Consider the following 21,847-nt stretch of genomic DNA (forward strand, 5'->3'; position numbering starts at 1 on the left):
GAGCGTTCACCCGTGTCAAAACAGGGATTTACAACCCGGCAGGTTCACGCAGATCGTTTGCTCAATACTCCAGAGCATGGCGGCGTGCATACCAGCACTTCTAATTCTGTACTTTTCGAATTTTCTGATGCCCAAGGTATCATTGATGCTTTTCAGGGCAAACGTGCAGCTCACGTCTATTCGCGCTCATCATCTCCGTCGGTTGCCGCATTGCAAAATATGCTTAACGACCTTGAGGGCGGCTTAGGGGCGTTGTGCTTCTCAACAGGTATGTCTGCCATTAGCAGTACCTTGTTTTCGCTTTTAAAAGCGGGCGATCATATTATCGTTAGCCAATATCTGTTTGGGAATACGCGAAGCTTCTTCGATACACTTGCCGATTATGGCGTACAGATTACCTTTGCTGATGTAACGGATATCCAAAACGTTAAAGAAGCGTATTTGCCGAATACGAAAGGGGTCTATACTGAAACGGTAGCCAACCCGGTCACCCAAGTTGCCGACCTACGTGCTATCGGTCAGTATTGCGAAGAGCGTAATATCTTGTTTATGGTAGATAACACCATGACACCGCCACCGCTTTTTTATGCTAAAGAATTAAAAGCCTCGCTAATATTTTGCTCACTGACTAAATACATTTCTGGTCACGGTAATGTGTTGGGCGGTGCTGTTATTGATACCGGTCTGTTCAATTGGAAAGGCTTTGGAAACATTAAAAGCGCTTACCAAGTTGCCGATGAAGCCCAATGGGGTTTAACCCAAATTAAGAAAAAAGGGTTACGAGATTTAGGCGCCACACTGGCCCCTCAGTCTGCAACCGCTATCGCGTTAGGTATGGAAACGTTAAGTTTGCGCCTTAGTAGAGCGTGTGAGAATTCACAAAAACTTGCGATGTTTTTAGACAACCACCCCAAAGTAAAACACGTATTTTACCCTGGGCTGGCAAGTCACCCGCAGCACTTTATGGCGCGAGAGCAGTTAAAAAGAGGCTATGGGGCTATTCTTAGCTTTACCCTTATTGATGATATTGACCCAGTTCAATTCTTAAATGCCCTAGAGTTGGTAATTTGCGCTACGCACTTAGGTGATAACCGTACGCTGGCATTGCCTGTTGCTCCAACGATTTACTTTGAAAATACAGCAGAAGAGCGTGAAGCCATGGGCGTTTCAGATACCATGATAAGAATATCGGTAGGTATTGAAGATACCGACGATCTTATTAATGATTTCACGAATGCCTTTGACCGCAAATACGCAGCAGAATAAATTGTCGGTTTCATTGATTTAACGTTAATTTCACTTTTTGTTCGTCATCGGAGCAGTAACGAACAAAAAGTGGTGTTACTATCAATTTTGCAAGAAGTAGCTTGGTCCTTTTCATCGCATTAATTCTCTTAGTTGTGTTGTGGCAAACTCGATTGATTCTGGGTTAGCAGTGAGAGGATCAGCTTCTTGCCCCTTCTTTCCCTTTAAATTCTGCCAGTCGTGCTCTGTTTAATTTACCGTTTTGAATTCTTGCTAGTGATTTTTACGTTTGAGCTTTTACGTTAGTAAATTCTATAATACGGGCCATTCATCAATCAAATTCGAACGATAAGCGGGTATTTTCCTAATATATATTCGATTTAAAGTCTCTTATTATTTACACACTAAATTAATAGGAGAAATGTAATGACGTCTATTCTTGTTGTGTATTCAAGCCTTAATGGCGAAAACAGTAAATCAACCGAGCTTGCTGACTATTACCTTCAGTCACTTGAGGGCGACGAAACATCGGTAACAAAAGTTGATGTAGCAGAACTTGCGTTGGCACATTTAACGGGTGAAGAAATGCAAGCGTGGATGACAGACGCTAGCGAGCGCACTTCATCACAAAAGAGTTTAGCCGCGATTTCCGATGATCTTGTAGCACAACTTCAAGCGGCAGACGAAATTGTACTGGCCGTTCCTATGTACAACTTTGGTATTCCTTCATCACTTAAAGCCTATTTCGACCGTATTGCACGAGCGGGTATTACCTTTAAATACACGGAAACTGGGCCGGTAGGCTTGCTTGAAGGCAAGCAGGCGAAGGTGTTTGCTAGTCGAGGCGGCGTTTACGAAGGCGGCGACTACGATACACAAACACCATACTTAACTCATTTTTTAAATTTCATCGGTATTACTGATGTGAAATTTGTTTATGCAGAAGGACTTAGCATGGGTGAAGACAGTGCTAATGAAAGTATCGCTAATGCGAAGGCTAAAATAATTGAACTAACCCAAAAAAACGCTGACTAAATCTATGCAGTTAGCAAAACGCAATGAGTGCGTTTCAGCTAAAGTGTGTTCCAAGTTGAGTGTGCTTGATTGCCCCGCATATTATGCGGGGCTTTTTTATGCGCGGTTTTTATTCAGAGATTTTTATTAGTGGTGTTTAAATCAGAGATTTGTCGAATTGAGTAATTTTCACCTAGGGTTTACAGCCTAATAGTCAATCACTCGATTCTCTGGGTATAATGCGGGCATAACTAAAAAATAAAGTCGTTATTATGCAGAAATTTTCCTCACTTGTTTTAGCTTCTAGTATTACGCTCCTGCTTAGCGGATGCGCCAATACAGATTCAACTACTGAATTAAACGCTAAAAGAAGCGCCGCCCAAAGTGACACCCTTTCATCTAGGGCACCTAAAAGTATCCGTAATGAGCCAATTGCTTCCTACACTCCCGACATTGAGCAGGGCCCTGTACAGTATTCAGAAAACGGTGAGATTACCTTAAAACAAATTATGGCCGACCCACAATGGTTAGGCAGAGCGCCGACTAATATGGGGTGGTCAATTGATGGTAGCCACATTGTTTACGAAAGAGAACAACCTAACAGCCAGCTAAAAGATGTTTATATCGCGAGTCTTGATGCGGCAGATAAAAGTGTAAAAGCACCTTTATCTCAATTACATCAATATAAATACGATGAGCGGGTAGAGCGTGAAGACGGTGTCATTGCTTATCGATTTAAAGACAGCGTATATGTGCAATTTGCCAACGATGAAGTGGTACAACTTACCCGTGGTGGCAGTTTTCTCTCGTCACTATCTTTTATGACTGACGGGCGTTTAATGGCGTTAAGTGGCAATAGCGCCATTGCCATAAACCTGACTAACGGTAGCAGGGAAGAATTGGTGAGTTGGTCATTCAGTGATGCACCAGAACCCGTAGCTGCGCCAAAAGATTATATTGCCGAGCAGCAGCAATCATTAATTCAATACATTGCTAAAAAGCGTAAAAATCGTGAAGCCAAGGCGAAAGCACAAGACACCCTAGCGGCAAATAACACTAGCATTGCACCTGATGCATTTTATTTTGATAAAACCCATAAGCTGGTGGGCGTGAGTGTCTCTCCGAAAGGGAATTTCGCGATTGTGGCGACTACGCCAGATACGCCTTCCCGAGATGATAGTGACATTATGCCGCACTATATTCAGGAAGATAGCCGTATCGCCAGTAAGCCTGTACGTAGAAAGGTAGCTGACGCAGAACCCATAAATCATCAGCTTTGGCTTTTAGACTTAGCAAGCGGTGAAAAGTCTCTATTAAATTACTTTAGCTTACCCGGCTATAACGACGATGTATTAGCCGAAGTGAAGGCTGAAAATGCAGAAGCTAAAGGTGAGCGTTATGATGTGAACCGCTTACCAAGACCTATTACTTTGCTGTCTAGCTGGAACTGGCAAAAGCCATCTATAAGCTGGCACAAAGACGGTGAGCAAGTTGCGGTAATGGTAGAAGCGTGGGACAACAAGGATCGCTGGATTGCCACGGTAGACCTCGATAACCAACGTTTAGTGAACCAACATCGCTTACATGATGATGCATGGGTAAACTATCGCTTTAACAGCTTTGGTTGGTTTAATAACAGCGAAACCCTGTACTATCAGTCCGAACACTCAGGCTATGCGCACCTTTATACGCAAGCGTTGGGTCAAGCCCCTAAAGCGTTAACACAGGGGACGTTCATTACCGATAGCCCTACGTTGTCTAATGATGACATGTGGATGTACTTTACCGCGAACAGTAAACACCCTGGTATATTCGAAGTTTATCGCGTGAAGGCTACCGGCGGCGAAGTTGAAGCGCTAACCAATCTCAACGGTTTAACAGAGTATGAACTTAGCCCAGATAACACCACATTAGTGTTAAGCCACGGTAAAGTATCTCGCCCGCCTGAGCTTTATGTTAAAGCGGTAGATAGCACGCAAGCAGCAACTAAAATTACCGATACGGTTAGCGACGCGTTTACCGCTATGCCTTGGGCAGTGCCTAACGTGGTGGCCATTCCATCTAGTCACACCGATGCGCCTATTTATGCCCGTGTTTACTTACCGAAAGATTATCAAGCAGACAAGCCGCTAAAAGCCGTAGTCTTTAATCACGGTGCAGGTTATTTGCAGAATGCCCACTTAGGGTGGTCTTTGTATTTCAGAGAATACATGTTCAATAGCATGCTAGTGCAACAAGGGTATGTGGTACTTGATATGGACTACCGTGCCTCGGCTGGTTACGGGCGAGACTGGCGTACCGCTATCTACCGCAACATGGGGACGCCTGAAGTACAAGATTTACGCGATGGGGTTAATTGGTTAGTAGAAAACGCCAATGTGGATCGTAACCGAATAGGCACATACGGGGGCTCTTATGGTGGCTTCTTAACTTTCATGTCTATGTTTAACGCACCGGATCTTTTTGCGGCTGGTGCAGCGCTTCGCCCAGTAACGGATTGGGCGCATTATAACATTGGGTATACGTCTAACATCCTGAACACCCCAGATGTTGATCCTATTGCTTATGAGCGCAGTTCACCTATCTATTTTGCAGAAGGGCTAGAGAAGCCACTGTTAATTAACGCCCCCATGGTTGATGACAATGTGTTCTTCCATGATACGGTTCGATTAGTTCAGCGCTTAATTGAGCTAGAAAAAGAGAACTTTGAAACGGCTATTTACCCAGTAGAGCCACATGGCTTTGTGCAACCAAGTTCTTGGTTAGACGAATACCGCCGAATCTATAAATTATTCGAAGAGAACTTGTAGTTAGTTAAGGCTGGTTATTAAGATAAAAAAACGCCCCTATACAGGGGCGTTTTTGTTTTAACCAGGAATAAACACGAGCAACTGAATATTCATCGTTTCTTAGCGGTTAACCACATAAGTGTAAAGATGATCAATCCACTTGCCGCACCGAATAAGTGCGAATCAATGGCGACTTTGGCGTCAATCAGTGCAGCCACCTGCGCACTACTGCCCGATATTTGTTCATAAACCACTTTTAGCGCAACGCCGCCTAGTAAAATCCAACCAGAGCGCATCTTATTCATAATATCCATTAGCGCGCCCCATACAAAAATACCGTGCAGCGCACCAGATAGCCCCGCATACCAAATAAGATCTTCAGAAAACAGGTAAAGGCCTGCACTTGTGCCTAAGCTGCACCATACAAATACTTTTAAGAACCGACCTATTCGGTAATGTTCACCGTGTAGTGCCCACAGTAAGGTAAGGCCTGATAAATTCAGCAACAGGTGATACCCATTGGTATGCACAATATTGCCAGACAATAAGCGCCAGGTTTCAAGCCCTTGAATGGCGAAACGATCGTAAGCTAACCACTCACCAGAGAGGGGTTCTAAGAAAAAAGCGACGATAGCGCAAAGCGCTAAAATAAGTGGGCCTACGCTATACTTAGGTGAGACCGGTAGTGACATCATCATTGTTATTTATTTTAGTAATCCGTGTGTGCTGGGTATGATACATAAAATTGCCAGTAGGGTGGAAAGCGTTATCGGTAAAATTGCTTTTTTCATCGGCTTCCGCCTATATAACAATCATAAAAAAGTAAAGAGGTGACAGATGTCTCTAATTTTAAGTGAAAAGAAAAATGGGATCTTGACGATCACCATTAATCGCCCAGAGAAGAAAAATGCCTTAACCCGAGAAATGTATCAGGCCATGGCTGACGCATTATTCAGTATTGAAAATGACGATAGCATTAAGACAGTGCTGTTTCGTGGCGAAGGGGACTGTTTCACTTCAGGTAACGACATTAGTGATTTTGCCGGGCGCAAAGAAGGGGATGACGTTAATGAGTCGGCGGCATTTATGCGCGGGCTAATAAACTGCAAAGTGCCGGTGGTGGCACAAGTGCATGGTATGGCTGTGGGTATAGGCACGACTATGCTTTTACATTGTGATTTTATCTATGCTGAGACAAACACCCGATTTGTTCTACCATTCATCAACTTAGGTCTTGTTCCTGAATTTGCTTCAAGTTATCTTCTTCCGAAACTGGCTGGGCATGTAAAAGCCAGTGAGTGGCTGATGTTAGGCGAACCATTTGGCACAGAAGATGCCTGTCAGTTTGGGTTAATTACTGGTAGCTATTCTGCCGAGGAGTTAACCGAGAAAGTGGCATCGGTATGTAAAAAGCTGGTGGCAAAGCCCTCATTTGCATTGATGCAAACCAAATCACTGTTAAAGAATGATGTGGAATCTACCCATCACTATATGGATATTGAATTCGATGTGTTTGGTCAAGCTATGGATTCAGAGGCAGCGCGTGAAGCGTTTGATGCGTTTTTGTCAAAACGTCCGATCAATCCGGAGAAATTTAAATAAAGAGGAAGTCATATTTTGAAACGTGGTTCATGGTTTAGTTCATCGTTTTTAGCCATTGCAGTTTCAAGCTGCCTGTTGGTGTCTGCTAATGCACAACAAGTAAGAGAAGTCGGGGAGCCAGAGGCGGCCACAGGATACGTGGATAAAAAAGCGTTTGCTGCTGAAGATTACATGGTGGTAGCGGCTAACCCATACGCTTCATGGGCAGGCAAAAACATTTTGGCAAAAGGTGGAAGCGCCATTGATGCTGCCGTTGCAGTCCAATCAATGTTATCGCTTGTTGAACCACAGTCCTCTGGTATCGGTGGTGGTGCGTTTATATTGTATTGGGACAATAAAAACAAAGTGCTACACACCTTTGATGGCAGAGAAACCGCGCCTGCGGCCGTAAACGCTCATTGGTTTATGGAGGGTAACAAGCCGATGCGTTGGCTTGATGCTGTAGTAGGCGGAAAATCGGTAGGTGTACCTGGCGCTATTAAAGCGCTAGAAACCGCACAAAGTGAATTCGGCAACTTGCCGTGGAACTCACTGTTTGACGATTCTATTAAAACAGCGACCGAAGGGTTTCGTGTATCTCCACGACTGGCTAAGCTTATTGCCCTTGACTACCACCCGGGTTTAAAAACGTTTCCCACCAGTTCTACGTATTTCTTTCCTGCAGGGCTTCCGTTAAAAGAAGGCGCAATACGTAAGAACAAGCAATTGGCTAAAACGTTGAAGGGTCTTGCCGCAAACGGCACTGATTACCTTTATAAAGGCGAACTGGCAGAAAAAATCGTTAAAACGGTGAATTCTGCTTCAATCAACCCAGGTCAAATGACGACAGAAGACTTGGCCGCCTACGAACCTATTCGACGTGAACCGGTTTGTGGCTTGTATCGTGAAAAGCAGATTTGTGGCATGGCACCGCCAAGTTCGGGTGGTATTAACGTTTACCAAATTCTGAAAATGTTAGAAGGGCAGGATTTTTCTTCCTTCACGCCTGATTCTGTAGAGTTCGCCAACGTTTTCACGCAATCAAGTGCATTGGCTTACGCTGACAGAGAAAAATACATAGCGGATAGTGATTTTACCAACCTACCGTTTGCCGCCATGATTAACACTGCTTATTTACACCGCCGCGCTGAAGGTATTGCACCAGATAAGAAGTGGCGACGTGTGCGTGCGGGTAACCCATACGGCGATGCCAATATTAGTCTTGGCAGCAACATGGAGCAGCCAAATACATCGCACTTCTCTATTGTCGATAAAGAGGGCAATGCGGTGTCGATGACCACAAGCATCGAATTTATGTTTGGTTCGGGCTTGATGGTTGGAGGTTTCTTGCTAAATAACCAATTGACCGACTTCTCGTTCTCACCTACACAGAATCGTTTCCCTGTACCTAACCGTGTTGAGCCAGGTAAGCGCCCTCGAAGCGCGATGAGCCCAACAATGGTATTCGACAAGGAAGGTGACTTAGAAGTGGTAGTAGGCTCTCCTGGTGGCTCTCGTATTGTAAGTTACGTGGCTCAAACGTTAGTAGGTGTGTTGGATTTTGGATTAGACATACAACAGGCTATTAATTTGCCTAAAATCACCAACCGAAATGATTACACCGCCCTTGAAAAGGGAACGCCTATTGCTGAGCTTGAAGCGCCGTTAAAAGCGTTAGGGCATAATGTAAAGGTTGTCGACCTAAACAGTGGTTTACACGGTATTCAAATTAAGTCGGGTAAGATTATTGGCGGTGCCGATCCAAGACGTGAAGGCGTTGCGGTAGGGCGTTAAGGTAGTTAGTCTAAGCTGCTAAATTCAAGCTGCTAAATTCATGCTACGCGTTAGCACTATATTAGCACTGTAGCTAAATACTAAAAGGCTGTTCGAATCATACATTCGAACAGCCTTTTTTATTACATAAAATGGTCTGGGTGAATTTGAGATACTTTCCACATACCATCTTCTTTAATGAGATCTAAACTGCGCAAGTCTTCAATTTTATCGTCATCGTACATTCCACTTAAAAACACGGTAACCGTTGCCTTCTCTGAGAACTCAGAGCGCCCAACACTGTTACCGCTTTGCGGGGTAATAATCACAGTGTCGTATTTTAAATTTAATAGATGACGCTGTACGTTTCTGTTGCTGTGGTAATTGGTCAGAATTCTAGCCAAACGATCGGACGACAGGCTAATTGCAACATCAAGATTATCATCTTCATAAACGCTTTTTAGAAATGTCACTGCCGAATACTCTGGTGTACTGTCGGCTAGCATACCGTAGCGACCCATTCCTTCTTCTTTTTCTTCACATCCTGCTAAACAAAGCACGCTAAGCAAAACGGCATACAAACCAAAACGAAAAGAACGCATTAATGACAACCCCAAAATAAGATAAAGGAAAATGATCGCGCATATTATCGTGACTCATCCGATGAGACGCAAGCCAATAAGTCTTAATCTTTCGAATAACATTCACTAATTTCTTTAACGAATCTCTTAAATTACAGTCTTTAGATAAAGATAGTTGAGATGAAAGGTTTTGAGTTCTTTTTTGCTAAAAACAAAAGTATAACGATGATTAACGCTATGCCTTTATAGGGTATCTTAAAACAAAAAACGAGGCCGAAGCCTCGTTTTGTTATTTTACTCGTACCCGCGTAACGGGGTGGTAAAGCTAATTATTGTGTTTCTTCTTGGTCGCCAAATGCGCCCGCAAATAATGGGCTACTTAGGTAACGCTCGGTACCACTGGCTAGTAGTACAACTACAATCTTGTCTTTATTCTCTGGACGCTCAGCAAAGCGTTTTGCTGCCACTACTGCTGCACCAGAAGAAATACCGGCAAGAATACCTTCTTCGGTCATCAAGCGGTGAGCCATCTCCATACATTCATCGTTGGTTACTTGCTCAACTTCGTCAATCAAGCTTAAGTCCAAGTTACCTGGAATGAAGCCTGCACCAATACCTTGAATTTTGTGTGGCCCAGGTGTTAGTTCTTCACCATTCATCGCTTGGGTAATAACCGGCGAGTCAGTAGGCTCTACCGCAATAGAGGTAATAGCTTTACCTTGGGTGTTTTTAAGGTAACGGCTAACACCAGTAATGGTTCCGCCTGTACCTACGCCTGCTACGAATGCATCTACTTTACCGTCGGTGTCATTCCAAATTTCAGGACCTGTGGTCTTTTCGTGAATAGCAGGGTTAGCTGGGTTATCGAACTGCTGAAGTAACACGTACTTTTCAGGATCAGATGCCACAATTTCTTGTGCTGCGGCAACCGCACCCTTCATGCCTTTTGGCGCTTCCGTTAATACTAAGCTTGCACCAAGGGCTTTTAATAGCTTTCTGCGCTCTAAGCTCATGCTGCTAGGCATGGTAAGCGTTAGTTTGTAACCACGTGATGCTGCAACAAACGCAAGGGCAATACCTGTGTTACCACTGGTAGGCTCTACAATTTCTTTACCTTGGGTAAGCACGCCACGTTTTTCCGCGTCCCAAATCATATTGGCGCCAATACGACATTTAACGCTAAAGCTAGGGTTACGAGACTCTACCTTTGCGTAAACATTACCAGAAGTAACGCGGTTTAATTTAACTAGAGGCGTGCGGCCAATAGAAAGAGAGTTGTCGTCAAATACTTGCATTATTAATCCTTACCTAGTTAGGAAATCCCAGCAGTCGTGATCTGTACGACCTTTATAATAGTTAATAATTCATAGCCTGAATTAGGGGATTTCGTCATACCCCTATATCATTGGTCCCAAACGTGAAAATGCAAAGTGCTTTTTCGCTATATGTTATTGTTATTTTACATGACGAATCAGAACGAAAGAGGTAAAACCAGAATGGCTTTTAGTGGAACGTCGAATTATATCGCTACAAAAGATTTGCAACTTGCCGTGAATGCTGCCATTACGCTAGAGCGTCCACTGCTTATCAAAGGTGAGCCGGGCACCGGTAAAACCATGTTGGCAGAGGAATTAGCAGAGAGTCTTGGTACCGAATTAATTCAGTGGCACATCAAATCTACTACAAAAGCACAACAAGGCTTGTACGAATACGATGCCGTATCTCGTCTTCGTGATTCACAGCTAGGCGACGATCGTGTCCACGACATTGGCAATTATATTGTTAAAGGAAAATTGTGGCAGGCATTTGAGGCGGGCAATCGTCCTATTCTATTAATTGATGAAATAGATAAAGCGGATATTGAGTTTCCAAACGACTTATTGCTTGAGCTCGATAAGATGGAATTCTTTGTTTATGAGACTCAAGAGCGCGTAGTGGCCAAAGTACGCCCCATTGTAATTATCACATCAAATAATGAAAAAGAGCTGCCAGACGCCTTCCTACGTCGTTGTTTCTTCCATTATATTAAATTTCCTACCCCTGAAGAAATGCAGCAAATCGTAGATGTGCATTTCCCTGACTTAAAGAAAAAGCTGCTTGATGAAGCATTAAAAGCTTTCTTTGAGATTAGAGACGTACCTGGGCTTAAGAAAAAACCGTCTACATCAGAACTTATCGACTGGTTGAAACTGCTGGTGGCTGAAGACATTCCACCTGAAGCTTTGCAATCTAAAGACGGTAAAGCCGCAATTCCACCACTTTATGGTGCATTACTTAAAAACGAGCAAGATATTCACTTGTTCGAAAAATTGGTATTTATGGCGCGCCGCTAATGCTTATTCAATTCTTTTTCACGCTGCGAAAATATCAAGTAAAGGTAAGCTTGCGAGAGCTACTTGATTTACTCCACGCCTTGGAAAAGCATATTGTTTATGCAGATTTAGAAGGCTTCTATAGTTTGTCTCGAACCATTATGGTGAAGGACGAATCTCAATACGATAAATTCGACCGGGCATTTGCCGATTATTTTGAAGGGGTGGAATCTATCGATTTATTCGGTAAAGAAATCCCCGAAGAATGGTTACGTAAGCAAATCGAGAAAACCTTAAGTGCAGAAGAGCGTGAAGCACTGCGACAGTCTGGCGGTCTAGAAGCCTTAATGGATACCCTTAAAAAGCGCCTTGAAGAGCAAGAAAAGCGACATCAAGGTGGCAACAAGTGGGTTGGTACGGGGGGAACGTCTCCCTTTGGCGCGTATGGCGACAACCCTGAAGGTATTCGTATTGGTCAAAAAGGCAACCGTCGTAACTCTGCGGTAAAGGTATGGGATAAGCGCGAGTTTAAAAACTTATCTGCCGATGTTGAGCTAGGCACAAGAAATATTAAAGTGGCTTTGCGTAAATTACGTAAGTTCGCCAGAACCGGTGCCAGTGAAGAACTTGATGTGGCCACCACTATTGGTGAAACGGCCAAAAAAGGGGGCATGTTAGATATTCACATGTCACCCGAGCGTCATAACGCGGTAAAGGTGTTAATGTTTTTTGATGTGGGCGGCTCTATGGATCCTCACGTCAAAACTACCCAAGAGCTCTTCTCCGCAGTGCAGAGTGAGTTTAAATACCTTGAGTACTTCTATTTTCATAACTGCGTGTATGAAGAAGTATGGAAAGATAACCTGCGCCGTGAAAAAGAGCGGGTATCGGTTCACGATATTATTCACCGTTACGGTAAAGACTATAAAGTCATCTTTGTTGGCGATGCCACCATGGGGCCTTATGAGATTACCTATCCTGGTGGAAGTGTAGAACATTGGAACGAAGAGCCAGGTAGTGCGTGGCTAGGCCGTATACTGAACCACTTTAATAAAGCGGTATGGTTAAACCCACAAGCTGAGAACTATTGGCCTTATTATTCGTCTATTTCAATTATTAAAGAGATTGTTGAAGACAGAATGTACGGGCTCACCCTTGAAGGGCTAACCCAAGCCATTAAAGCGCTTAGCCGTTCACGTTAGAGTATGTTTCGTTTCGAAAGCATGTATAACGAGTACTGATGAATACAGTTAACACAGTGAATGTGGCAAATACGGCAAATACCGTAAAACCCCTAATTTAACATGAGTAAGCATGATTAAGATTGCAAGCATACTGTTGGCGGGTGGGGAAAGTAAGCGTTACGGCAGTAACAAGTTACTTTCCCCGCATTATCATGGATTGCCGTTAATCCAATACTCATTAGGGCAGTTACAAGCACTTCACCTTGACGCTACTTATGTGGTTACTGGCCGTTGGCATAGCGATATTGTCGATGTAATCTCATTAGATGCTAGCGAAAATAGCAATCGGCCTAACGTATGTTACAACCCGTTATGGCATGAAGGTATCGCTTCTAGTATTCGCAGTGGAGTTAGCAATGCTATGCAAGCAAACGACAACCAGTACACCCACGTGTTGGTGCACTTAGCAGACTTAGCCAGTGTCACCACCGCCACACTGCACGCATTGCTCAGCGAAATACCATCAAACCCCAATCACATCATTTACAGTCAGTGGCAGAATCGTCGAGGTGAAATAAAAGCAACAGTGCCTGCTATTTTTCCAAAAGCGGCATTCGATAACATGCTTGCGTTAAGCGGTGATAAAGGCGCAAAGAAAGTGATAGAAGATTGGAAAAATAAAGGGCAGGCCATTGGGGTGAATCATCCCGAGTCTGCATTTGATATTGATGCGCCTAGTGATTGGGAAGCCTATCGGAACACAAACGTGTAACCGATAGGCATAGCATCTATTAGATTAGGTGGCGTAGCGGTAGCTTGGTCGCTGAATATAATAAAGTCTTGCGCCTAGCATAATTGCAGCTGCACTTAACCCCACAATAAATCCAATCCAAAAGCCGCCAGCAGACATAGGCTCTGCCGTTATCCAATTAGTTCGACCCAATATTACGCCGGTGGGCAGTCCAATTAACCAGTAAGACACAAATGTAATAATAAACATAGCGGTAGTGTCTTTGTAACCACGCAACGCATTGGCTGATATCACTTGTATAGCGTCTGAAAGTTGGAAAATAGCCGCATAAATAAGTAGGGCATTCGCCATTTGGTAAACTGCATCGTCGCTGGTATAAAGTCCAATGATGAAAGCTTTGGCACTAAGCGTGAAGGTTGCAGTACAGGCAGCGGTAACAAACCCAATTAAAATTGAACACTGAGCGGCAATTTTAGCTTGCCGTCTATTGTTTTGACCAATGCGATAACCAATTCGAATCGACGCTGCCATGCCAATGCTCATGGGTATCATAAACATGAGTGCTGAGAAATTAAGGGCTACTTGGTGTGCGGCAACGGTGGTTGAACCGAAAGGCGCTAGCAACAATGCCACTACCGCAAACAAGGTCACTTCAAACAGCAATGTCATGGCGATAGGAAGGCCAAGCTTAAAGGTACGCTTTATGGCCACTACAGACGGCTTGTAGTACGTATCAAACAGTTGGTATTTTTTGAGTGCTGGGCTAAATCGTACGTAAATGAAAGTAGCAATTAGCATGGTATAAATCACAATGGCTGTTGCGACACCACAACCTGCGCCACCAAAAGCGGGAATAGGGCCCACGCCGTAAATAAACAGGTAGTTACCTATAATATTAGCCATTAAACCAATAACGGTAATTAACATGGTGGGCTTAGTTTTACCTAACCCTTCACAGTAGTTTCGTAGCCACTGATAAAGTGCAAAACCTGGCATGGCACACAGTACATAAATCACATAATCTACGGTAATAGTATGAAGCTCATCTGCCATAGGGAATAGCGATACGATGTTGCTGGCAAAGGGAATAAGGGCGGCCACCGCTAAACCAACGAAACACACTAAGTAGCCTGCTTGTTGACTGGCATTGGCAATGCCGGTTATGTCTTTTGTACCTTGAAGCCTTGAAATAATCGGTGGTAAGGCAAGTGCAATACCTTGTATAAAGCATAATAAGGGAACGGTAATACTAAAACCCAGAGCCACTGCAGCCATATCAGTGGCACTATAACGCCCCGCCATAATCGTATCGCTTACGCCCATCAGCATTTGGGTGATTTGCGCAATTAGTAATGGCCAAGCCAGCTTTATTATATCTCTACCTTCAAGTAGATAACGTTTGTTCTTCAAGGTTACAAATCCGATTCAGGTGAAAGTAAATCAAAAGGGATAACAGGCAAAGTGGTGCCTTTTTCAACATGACTGATGTCTTCGTGAATTATCATTAAACAATTTGCTGCGGTGATAGATGTCATTACACCAGAGCTTTGTTTGCGAAACGGCGTGACGAGAAGATTGAAGTTTTCATCGTAGGTCATAGTAGCGCGCTGAAAATCTCGTCGGCCAGCACGACGTTTAATGTCACAAGTTACTGTGGCATTAACAGTTAGCGGCTTACGAACGTGGCGTTCACCCTGCATTTTTCTAATTAACGGCGTAACAAGAAGTTTAGCGGTTACAAAGGCAGAAACAGGATTGCCAGGCAAACCACAAAATAAGGTGTTACCAATATGACCTAGAGCGAAAGGTTTGCCCGGTTTAATTGCAACTTTCCAAAAATCGATGCTGCCCAAAGCGTCTATCACATCTTTCACATAATCGGCATCGCCAACAGACACACCGCCACTACTTACCATCACATCTACTCGCTCGCTTGCTTCTTTAAACAGGCTGGTGAGTGATTGTTCGTCATCTTTTACAATGCCGAAATCAATGATTTCTACCCCTAACTCTGAGAGCAAGGCGCTAACACCAATTCGGTTCGATTCATAGATTTGAGTGGGTAAACAAGGTTCGCCGGGTTGAGCCAGTTCAGAGCCTGTGGCGACCACGCCCACCTTAACTTGTTTCACTACTTCTACCGTGGTTAGGCCTTGTGAAGACAACAGCATAAGGTGCTGTGGCTGTAATCGAACGCCTTGATTTACCAGTGACTGTCCAATTTTAATATCCGCTTCTTTGTTGCGAATATTTTCACCACAAGCATGTTGCTTATTAATACTTACTTGATTGCCTTCAGTAGACGTATTTTCAACCATGACTACAGCATCCGCACCTGGAGGTACTGGCGCGCCCGTCATTATCTTAATTGCGTGACCAGGTTTTAATGGTTCGTCTGCGGCCATACCAGCGGTAATCGTGCCCTGAATAGGCATAAGCGTGTCTGGTTGACTACTAGCTGCATTGATAGCGAAGCCATCCATTGCTGAGTTATCCCACGGGGGCACAGAGAGTGTAGCGTGTACTTCAGAGGCAGTAATTCTTCCTAGGGCGCGGCTCAAGGCAATGGTTTCAAATTCACCTAAGGTGCTAGTTGCATCAATCGCTTTTTCTAATGCGTGTTCTAACGATAACCATTTTGAAGACATGAAAACCACTCCCTAATTTGAGGGTGGGGATTATCACCTAAATCAGTCAATAAACCAATGTATTAGGCAATGACGATAAGGACATTATAAAAAAACGGCGCTATAAGCGCCGTTTGGAAGAGGTGAATGGAAAGCTCAAGAAACTAATGTTACTCAAAGACTCGGTTACTCAAAGTCTTGGTTGCTTATCCAAAGCGTTTGATAGGGTTTCAATTGCAAAAAGGCATCCGACAAAGCAATTTGTTGGCGAGTCACAAGATCTATCCAGTTATCAGTACCAATTAAGTTGATATCTGACAGTAAAATAGTTTGCTCTTCATCTGACACATTACTAATACAGAAGATACTTTGCTTTCTGTCTAAGCTTTGGCGCCAGTAACCGAAAATACTTTCATTAAGCTGCAATGTAAACTGTGTGGCATTCGGGTGGAATGCAGGCTGCGCTTTACGAATTCGAATTAATTGAGACAATCGCGTCAACACTTTATGATGCTGAGAGTAGGGCGAATCAAGCAAAGCTTCAAGCTCTTTGAAATCCCAACGTCTGCGGTTAATCGAACGATTTTGGCCTGTATTTGCGACTTTTTCATAGTCGTTAGACGTACCCAATAAACTATGAATATAAATACCTGGAATACCTTCCATTCCCAGCATAATAGCATGTGCACAGATGAATCTGTCTATTTGCCATTTATCAGGGCCTTTTGTCGTTCCCTGTAACGCATCAAATAACGTAATGTTTATTTCATAAGGCTTTTGTTGCCCATGATCAGACGCGCGCCAGGAAATTTTGCCACCAAAGTTTTGCATGGTATGTACAAGTTCTGAAATTTCTTCATCATCTAACAACCCTTCGGCAGGGCGAAGGCCAATCCCATCGTGCGATGCAATGAAGTTAAAGTATGCCGTACCATTTTGCGCAGGTGGCATGCTCATCATCCAGCTCTTTAAGTACTTACAATTACCGGTCACTAAGGTGTTTACCAATAATGGCGGTAATGAAAAGTTATAAATAGCATGGGCTTCATTGGCATTACCGAAATAGGTCAAATTTTCCCTATTGGGAATATTGGTTTCGGTAATGATAATAATCGACGGGTCGACATGTTCAATCAGGGTACGAATTAACCTAATAACCTCATGAGTTTGAGGAAGATTAATACAGTTGGTGCCCACAAGTTTCCACAAAAACGCCACGGCATCTAAGCGGAATATTTTTGCGCCCTTGTCGATATACAAACGAATGATATCAATGAACGTAAGAAGTACCTTAGGGTTCCTGAAATCAAAATCGACTTGATCGTGACTGAAAGTACACCAGACATGTTTAATGCCATCTTTGGTTTCTGTTTCACGCAATAGCGGCGAAACCCTAGGGCGGGTAACGATAGATAAATCGTCCGCTGGATCCCCAGTAAAGAAGAAATCTGAACCTGGACCTTCACCTTTGATGAAATTATCGAACCATACACTGCGTGCAGAACAGTGATTAATGACCAAGTCAGTCATTAACCCGTAGTCTTTCGCAATGGCTTCAATATCGTCCCAACTGCCTAAGGCCTCATTCACACTTGAATAGTCGATAACCGAAAAGCCATCGTCTGAACTGTATGGAAAAAAAGGCAGAATATGCACATTATTGATGGTGTTCTTACTATAACGATTTAAAAAGCGATTAAGGGTAACGAGCGGTCGCTCGTCGCCATCAATAACGCTATCGCCATAGGTGATCATGATGATGTCTTCCTCGTCCCAATAATTAGAATGGGATTGAGGAAGCGTAACATCTTCATCAGGCTTAATGCCCATAGTCTCCATTAGAGACATGGTTAAGCTTTCTAATGAATGCTCAAGGGGCACGTCCGCATAGATATATTCTAGATGGTGCTTCACTTTGTCATGGAGTACTTGCCATGTCATTGTCTATTACTCCATAAATTCTGCGGTGTCAGCTTCAACGGCCTCCAGCAAGCGCTCGAGAATATCTGGCACAGCGCTGGTTACTCGGTTCCAACTTGGAATGAAAGGGGTTTCCATTGGGTTTTCTAAGAAGTTCTGACCCGCTTTCATAATGTTACTGGCAAACATTTCAACTGCTTTTTCTTCACTGTGAATATCAAGAGTAAGACCGTTCATTACTGCATCGTTGTGATAGGTCTCAATGAAGTCTAGCGCAATTCTAAAATAGGTCGCTTTGATAGAGCGGAACATCTCGTTACTAAAGGTATAACCTTGAGTAGCAAGTTTTCTAAAGATGGCTTTAGTAATGTCGATAGACATTTTAGATAAGCCACCATGTTCATCATTAAGCGACAAATCTTGGTGTTTGTGATCATAAATATCACAAATGTCGGCTTGGCAAAGACGATTGTGTGAATAGTTGCGATGCATTTCAGACAACACGCCAATTTCTAGGCCCCAGTCACTTGGAATGCGAATATCGTTTAGCACGTCGCGGCGGAACGAAAACTCACCGGCTAATGGATAGCGGAAGCTGTCCATAAACTCAAGGTACTCGTTATCACCCATAATGCGCTTAAGTGCACGTAATAATGGCGTTACTAATAAGCGAGATACTCGGCCATTAATTTTACCGTTCGCTACACGGGCGTAATAACCCTTACAGAACTCATAGTTAAAGTTAGGGTTCGCGACTGGGTAAATAAGCTTCGCCAACAAGTCTTTGTTGTAAGTCACAATATCGCAATCATGCAGAGCAACAGACTCAGCACGGTTTGATGCCAATACATAGCCCATGCAATACCAAACATTACGGCCTTTACCTAATTCTTTAGGGGCAAGACCTTTTGATTGTAGTTCTTCATCAAGGGCTTTCAAGCGAGGGCCGTCGTTCCACAGTACGCGATGATGCTGAGGCAGTTTGTCGAAGAACTTAAGCGCATGTTTGTACTGCGCCATATCGGCTCTATCCAAGCCAATGACGATTTCAGATAAATAGGGTACGCCTGTTAATTCATCAACAATATGAGGTAAGGCATCACCTTCTAGTTCTGAAAAAAGAGATGGCAAGATAAGTGCCATGGGACGTTTCTGTGAAAAGCGGAGTAATTCGGCTTCTAGTTCCTCTGTTGGTCTACGAGAAAGATTATGTAAAGTTGTAACCACACCATTTTGATAAAAATCAGCCATGTGTCCTCCTGATTATAGGGATAGCAATTGAGTTAGCATTTCGTTCCAGCCTTCTGGGCCATGCAACGTGCTGGTATAAACCTCGTCTTTTTTAACGGAAGGCGGAGGATTTACCGGAGATAAAATTCGTATTGCGATATGTGCTGCTTCAAGCATAGCAATATCGTTTTTTCCATCACCAAGGGCGATGGTTTTAACATGACATTCATGTTGTCTTTGGTATTCAGCCGCTAGCCATTTAAGCGCTTGGCCTTTGTCGCAATTGCCAGATACATGGATAAATCGCCCGCCTTCTAGAGGATAAGCGCCACGCTCTTTCACTGCCGCGATAAATTTTTGTTTGTTTTCATCAGAACCTGTCCAAAGTACAGGTTCGCCAAATTGACGTTTAGCTGCTAGTGCGGCAGACGCTTCATCTAAGCCAGTACTGCTTTGAATTTCTTCTAAACTCATTTGCGAAAACTGTTTGAACTCACCTTCAAAATCCGCTTTGATTTTATCCAGCAGTTTAATCCAGTAGTTTTTATTAGATATAAAAGATTTACACCAATAGCCATCTACCCATACGGTCCCACTAGGTTTCTTTTTGAAAAAGCCATGTGGAATAAATATCGCTGCACCGTTTTCAATGATAAATGGTCCAGTAAGACCAATTTTTTCTCGTAAAGGCTGTAGCTCGGCAAAGGTTTTACTGGTGGTTGGAATAACGGGTATATCTCGTGACTCTAACGCTGTTAAAGCAGGTTTCGCCGCCTCAAAGGAGTAAGTATGGTGGTCTAACAGCGTGCCGTCCATATCGGTGAAAACGAGCGTTCTTGTCATTATTTTACTTCCTCGCCTGTTATAGTTCTTGTTTCATCTAGCGAATACACAGTGTCACAATTTGTTGGCAATGTTTTAAGTGCATGCTCGGTGAGTCGTTGGTAATTCTGAATAAACTGCGCGACTTGTTCATCGGACATTACCCCTGTAGAAGCACCCTGGGTTGCTGCAGCAAGTTTATGTTCTTGCTCTAACCGCCAGCGATAAACACATTCAAACGAGGGGGCTTTTAACATAACCCGATAATCGATTTGATCAAACAAGCTTTGGTAGTCATTTGATAATTCAGTATTAACAAACGAACGCCAAATACCAAGTGGATCTTGGTTTTCTTCTAAACTATTTATGGGTTGCTTCAAATCGGTAGCGTTTTGTGGCGTCACACCAACACACCATCCTTCCAAAATAATGATATCTGGTGGCGCAGAAATAACGGGCCACTGATTAACAGGGAAGGGATCGTCTATGGCTTTATTGAAACGGGGAAGGGCAACTTGACCACTGCCTTTAAGCTGCTTAAACGTATCAAGCGCTAAAGGCATATTGTGTGTACCTGGGACACCTCTGGTTGCAAGAAGCGGGTGAACTTTTATCGACAGCGCATTTCGCTGCGACTTATCTAAATAAAAGTCGTCAATAGAAAGGCAAACCACTTTTTTGGCGTAAATGCTGGTTAAATACGCACTAATAAAATCAGTAAGCGTAGATTTTCCCGAACCTTGGCAGCCGTTAATTCCGACCACCAATGGGGCTTTGCTTGAATTCTCCGCACTCTCTTGGTGCTTAACTAACCGTTCGCATAATGGAATGAACCATTTTTGTGCAGTGTCCGCATACGTACTTGGTAGCTGATGTGTCTTTAAAAACCCATGTATGTCCATGTTGCAACCCTATTAAATGCAGAATACGTACATCATGGGGAATATAGGTTACAACATTTATGCCAACATCACGGTTGCATTACATAGGGCTGAACTTATTTACGATTCGCGACAATCACGGCTCGTTGTGGTGCAGGATACCCCTCAATGGTGCGAGTAATATCTTCAGGGTCGAGAAAATCTTTCAATGACTGCCCCTCAATCCATTCAGTAGCACGTTGTTCATCTAAGGTGGTGAAGTTTTTATCAACGACGCGAATGTTTTCAAACCCAAGTCGCTCTAGCCATACTGTTAATGCATCTGTGCTGGGCAAAAACCACACGTTGCGCATTTGTGCATAGCGTTCGCCCGCCATTAATACGGTTTGCGCATCGCCATCTACCACCAAGGTTTCTAATACTAGCTCTCCACCTTTTCGCAGTTGATGTTTCAGCTGGGTAAGAAACTGAATAGGATCTTTGCGATGATACAGGACGCCCATAGAAAAAACGGTATCAAACGCGTTCAACGGCTGCATCTGCTCAATACCTAGTGGTAAGAAGTGAATGCGATTGTCAGGTATAAAGTGTTTGATAGCCTGAAATTGAATGAGAAAAAGCTGGGTGGGGTCAATACCTACCACGCGAGACGCATCATTCCCTAGCATGCGCCACATGTGGTAGCCGCTACCACAGCCCACATCAAGTACAGTTCTGTTTTTAAGCGGCGATATATGCGGGGCAACCCTGTCCCATTTCCAATCTGAACGCCATTCGGTATTAACGTGAATATCGTGTATATGAAAAGGGCCTTTGCGCCACGGCATAAACTGATGCAGTAAGCCTAAGATTTTCTTTTGGGTATATTGGTCTATATCATCCGCTGTACCCACTCGAACTTCATCAACAAGCGTCGTGGACGACGGTGTCGTCGTTGGGATTTTTGCAAGTAGGCGACACCATTTGTCGAATTCACCGTGTTTTTGACTTTTTTGCCATTCATCCATTTGCGCGGGCAGTGTTTGTAGCCAATGGGCTAATGGCGTATCTAAAATAGATTTGTAGCAGTCGTTAAACCACGCTGATTCTGGTTTCGTCATATTCTTCTCGGTGTTCTTCATTGTGAGTCACAGTGTT

At 43.6% G+C, this 21,847-nt stretch carries 18 protein-coding genes; 8 read left to right on the plus strand and 10 right to left on the minus strand.

The window, feature by feature from the left end; translation table 11 throughout:
* Window positions 1-12: 12 nt before the first annotated feature.
* From J8L84_RS11680 to J8L84_RS11690, 3 genes are all read left to right on the plus strand, one after another.
* Window positions 13-1,266: a cystathionine gamma-synthase family protein gene (locus tag J8L84_RS11680; RefSeq protein ID WP_211070839.1), complete on the plus strand. Its 1,254-nt coding sequence runs from the start codon at window positions 13-15 to the stop codon at window positions 1,264-1,266.
* Window positions 1,267-1,671: 405 nt separating this feature from the next.
* Window positions 1,672-2,280: an NAD(P)H-dependent oxidoreductase gene (locus J8L84_RS11685; RefSeq protein ID WP_211070840.1), complete on the plus strand. Its 609-nt coding sequence runs from the start codon at window positions 1,672-1,674 to the stop codon at window positions 2,278-2,280.
* A 251-nt stretch (window positions 2,281-2,531) separates the two neighbouring features.
* Window positions 2,532-5,069, plus strand: coding sequence for a prolyl oligopeptidase family serine peptidase (locus J8L84_RS11690; RefSeq protein ID WP_211070841.1), 2,538 nt, complete (start codon window positions 2,532-2,534; stop codon window positions 5,067-5,069).
* An 89-nt stretch (window positions 5,070-5,158) separates the two neighbouring features.
* Here J8L84_RS11690 and rrtA read toward each other — a convergent pair whose 3' ends face one another.
* Window positions 5,159-5,743, minus strand: coding sequence for a rhombosortase (rrtA, locus tag J8L84_RS11695; RefSeq protein WP_211070894.1), 585 nt, complete (start codon window positions 5,741-5,743; stop codon window positions 5,159-5,161).
* 142 nt (window positions 5,744-5,885) lie between these two features.
* Between rrtA and J8L84_RS11700 the strand changes: the two genes are divergently transcribed.
* Window positions 5,886-6,650 (plus strand): enoyl-CoA hydratase, encoded by a 765-nt coding sequence (locus tag J8L84_RS11700; protein ID WP_211070842.1) that lies wholly within the window; start codon window positions 5,886-5,888, stop codon window positions 6,648-6,650.
* Window positions 6,651-6,665: 15 nt separating this feature from the next.
* Window positions 6,666-8,423, plus strand: a complete 1,758-nt coding sequence (ggt, locus tag J8L84_RS11705) for a gamma-glutamyltransferase (RefSeq protein ID WP_211070843.1) — start codon at window positions 6,666-6,668, stop codon at window positions 8,421-8,423.
* Between the two features lie 122 nt (window positions 8,424-8,545).
* On the opposite strand, the gene J8L84_RS11710 is transcribed toward ggt, so the two are convergent.
* A complete protein-coding gene (locus J8L84_RS11710; protein WP_211070844.1) occupies window positions 8,546-9,004 on the minus strand; it encodes a hypothetical protein in 459 nt (152 codons plus the stop codon).
* 308 nt (window positions 9,005-9,312) lie between these two features.
* Window positions 9,313-10,278: a cysteine synthase A gene (gene cysK, locus J8L84_RS11715; protein ID WP_013784262.1), complete on the minus strand. Its 966-nt coding sequence runs from the start codon at window positions 10,276-10,278 to the stop codon at window positions 9,313-9,315.
* Between the two features lie 201 nt (window positions 10,279-10,479).
* Between cysK and J8L84_RS11720 the strand changes: the two genes are divergently transcribed.
* The 3 genes from J8L84_RS11720 (at window position 10,480) to J8L84_RS11730 (ending at window position 13,251) form a co-directional block, all read left to right on the plus strand.
* On the plus strand, window positions 10,480-11,316 hold the full coding sequence (locus J8L84_RS11720) for a MoxR family ATPase (protein WP_211070845.1): 837 nt from the start codon (window positions 10,480-10,482) through the stop codon (window positions 11,314-11,316).
* On the plus strand, window positions 11,316-12,497 hold the full coding sequence (locus J8L84_RS11725; RefSeq protein ID WP_211070846.1) for a VWA domain-containing protein: 1,182 nt from the start codon (window positions 11,316-11,318) through the stop codon (window positions 12,495-12,497). Before J8L84_RS11720 ends, J8L84_RS11725 begins: the two co-directional genes overlap by 1 nt.
* A 112-nt stretch (window positions 12,498-12,609) precedes the next feature.
* Window positions 12,610-13,251: a nucleotidyltransferase family protein gene (locus J8L84_RS11730; protein ID WP_211070847.1), complete on the plus strand. Its 642-nt coding sequence runs from the start codon at window positions 12,610-12,612 to the stop codon at window positions 13,249-13,251.
* Window positions 13,252-13,275: 24 nt separating this feature from the next.
* Here J8L84_RS11730 and J8L84_RS11735 read toward each other — a convergent pair whose 3' ends face one another.
* The 7 genes from J8L84_RS11735 to cmoB all read right to left on the minus strand — a co-directional run bounded on the left by J8L84_RS11735 (window position 13,276) and on the right by cmoB (window position 21,810).
* Window positions 13,276-14,640 (minus strand): MATE family efflux transporter, encoded by a 1,365-nt coding sequence (locus J8L84_RS11735; RefSeq protein ID WP_211070848.1) that lies wholly within the window; start codon window positions 14,638-14,640, stop codon window positions 13,276-13,278.
* Between the two features lie 2 nt (window positions 14,641-14,642).
* Window positions 14,643-15,878: a gephyrin-like molybdotransferase Glp gene (glp, locus tag J8L84_RS11740; protein ID WP_211070849.1), complete on the minus strand. Its 1,236-nt coding sequence runs from the start codon at window positions 15,876-15,878 to the stop codon at window positions 14,643-14,645.
* Window positions 15,879-16,043: 165 nt separating this feature from the next.
* Window positions 16,044-17,798 (minus strand): sugar phosphorylase, encoded by a 1,755-nt coding sequence (locus J8L84_RS11745; RefSeq protein ID WP_211070850.1) that lies wholly within the window; start codon window positions 17,796-17,798, stop codon window positions 16,044-16,046.
* Window positions 17,799-17,804: 6 nt separating this feature from the next.
* Entirely contained in the window at window positions 17,805-19,028 is a 1,224-nt protein-coding gene (locus J8L84_RS11750; RefSeq protein ID WP_013784255.1) for a glycosyl transferase, read from the minus strand.
* A gap of 12 nt (window positions 19,029-19,040) precedes the next feature.
* A complete protein-coding gene (locus J8L84_RS11755; RefSeq protein WP_211070851.1) occupies window positions 19,041-19,850 on the minus strand; it encodes an HAD-IIB family hydrolase in 810 nt (269 codons plus the stop codon).
* Window positions 19,850-20,731 carry a kinase gene (locus J8L84_RS11760; RefSeq protein WP_211070852.1) on the minus strand — a complete coding sequence of 294 codons (882 nt, stop codon included), beginning with the start codon at window positions 20,729-20,731 and terminating at the stop codon, window positions 19,850-19,852. The genes J8L84_RS11755 and J8L84_RS11760 overlap by 1 nt, the downstream gene beginning before the upstream one ends.
* 95 nt (window positions 20,732-20,826) lie before the next feature.
* Window positions 20,827-21,810 (minus strand): tRNA 5-methoxyuridine(34)/uridine 5-oxyacetic acid(34) synthase CmoB, encoded by a 984-nt coding sequence (cmoB, locus tag J8L84_RS11765; protein ID WP_211070853.1) that lies wholly within the window; start codon window positions 21,808-21,810, stop codon window positions 20,827-20,829.
* Between the last annotated feature and the right edge of the window lie 37 nt (window positions 21,811-21,847).

Source organism: Alteromonas sp. MMG017, from assembly GCF_018100795.1.
Classification (GTDB): domain Bacteria; phylum Pseudomonadota; class Gammaproteobacteria; order Enterobacterales; family Alteromonadaceae; genus Alteromonas.